We start from the raw sequence: 574 nt of genomic DNA, 5'->3' as shown, positions 1-574 counted from the left end.
GAGTAGCGGGGACAGGATTCGAACCTGTGACCTTCGGGTTATGAGCCCGACGAGCTACCTGGCTGCTCCACCCCGCATCACGATCGACACGCTTACAACGTAAGGGCCGACCTTCGTGTTACAAGTAGCGGGGACAGGATTCGAACCTGTGACCTTCGAATTATGAGCCCGACGAGCTACCTGGCTGCTCCACCCCGCATCACGATCGACACGCTTACAACGTAAGGGCCGACCTTCGTGTTACAAGTAGCGGGGACAGGATTCGAACCTGTGACCTTCGGGTTATGAGCCCGACGAGCTACCTGGCTGCTCCACCCCGCATCACGATCGACACGCTTACAACGTAAGGGCCGACCCTCGTGTTACGAGTAGCGAGGACAGGATTCGAACCTGTGACCTTCAGATTATGAGCCCGACGAGCTACCTGGCTGCTCCACCCCGCATCACGATCGACACGCTTACAACGTAAGGGCCGACCTTCGTGTTACAAGTAGCGGGGACAGGATTCGAACCTGTGACCTTCGGGTTATGAGCCCGACGAGCTACCTGGCTGCTCCACCCCGCATCAAGGCTG

The 574-nt window shown here is 58.2% G+C and carries 5 tRNA genes; all 5 read right to left on the bottom strand.

What is annotated here, in order from left to right:
- Positions 1-3: 3 nt before the first annotated feature.
- Positions 4-77: transfer RNA gene (locus tag FRC98_RS20975), tRNA-Met, on the bottom strand.
- 48 nt (positions 78-125) lie between these two features.
- Positions 126-199, bottom strand: a tRNA-Met gene (locus FRC98_RS20970).
- A gap of 48 nt (positions 200-247) precedes the next feature.
- A tRNA-Met gene (locus FRC98_RS20965) sits at positions 248-321 on the bottom strand.
- 48 nt (positions 322-369) lie between these two features.
- Positions 370-443: transfer RNA gene (locus FRC98_RS20960), tRNA-Met, on the bottom strand.
- 48 nt (positions 444-491) lie between these two features.
- A tRNA-Met gene (locus FRC98_RS20955) sits at positions 492-565 on the bottom strand.
- Positions 566-574 lie beyond the last annotated feature (9 nt).

Origin of the sequence: Lujinxingia vulgaris (assembly GCF_007997015.1) — a bacterium.
GTDB lineage: Bacteria > Myxococcota_A > Bradymonadia > Bradymonadales > Bradymonadaceae > Lujinxingia > Lujinxingia vulgaris.
The sequence above is the reverse complement of the archived record's forward strand: the minus strand, read 5'-3'. Positions and strand labels throughout refer to the sequence as shown.